We start from the raw sequence: 629 nt of genomic DNA on the forward strand, positions 1-629 counted from the left end.
GGCCTTGCGCTTGGGCTTCTTCGCCCCGCCCGCCGGCGCTCCGGCGGCCAGGGCCAGGGTGGAGGGCAGGGAGACCTCCAGGCGCTTGCCGCCGACCTCGACCACCACCGTCTCCCGCGCCCCGGCCTCGGCCTCGGCCTCCTCGGTGCCGGGGGCGGTGAAGGGCGGGATGTCGTTGACGAACTCGGTCTCGATCCAGCGGGTGTGGACGGTGAAGGGCCCCTGGGTTCCGGTCAGTTCCGGGGCGAAGGCGGAGTCCTGCACCACGGCGCGGTGGAAGGGGATGGCGGTGGCCATGCCCTCCACGGTGAATTCGGCCAGGGCGCGGGCGGCGCGCTGCAGGGCCTGGCCCCGGGTGGCGCCGGTGACGATCAGTTTCGCCAGCAGGGAGTCCCAGGCGGGGCCGATGACGCTGCCGGATTCCACCCCGGCGTCCAGGCGCACCCCGGGGCCGGCGGGCGGGGCGAAGGTGGTGACGGTGCCCGGGGCGGGCAGGAAGCCCCGGCCGGGGTCCTCGCCGTTGATCCGGAACTCGAAGGAGTGGCCGCGGACCGGCGGGTCCTCGTATCCCAGTTCTTCGCCGTCGGCGATGCGGAACATCTCGCGGACCAGGTCGATGCCGGTGACTT

General features: G+C 74.1%; 1 pseudogene. It reads right to left on the reverse strand.

Annotated elements, in window-relative coordinates:
- Positions 1–629: pseudogene (locus tag ACTWQE_RS34185) on the reverse strand (acetyl-/propionyl-CoA carboxylase subunit alpha); the annotation flags it as partial.

The sequence above is a fragment of the Streptomyces sp. 8N706 genome (assembly GCF_052245415.1).
In the GTDB taxonomy this organism is placed as follows: Bacteria; Actinomycetota; Actinomycetes; order Streptomycetales; family Streptomycetaceae; genus Streptomyces.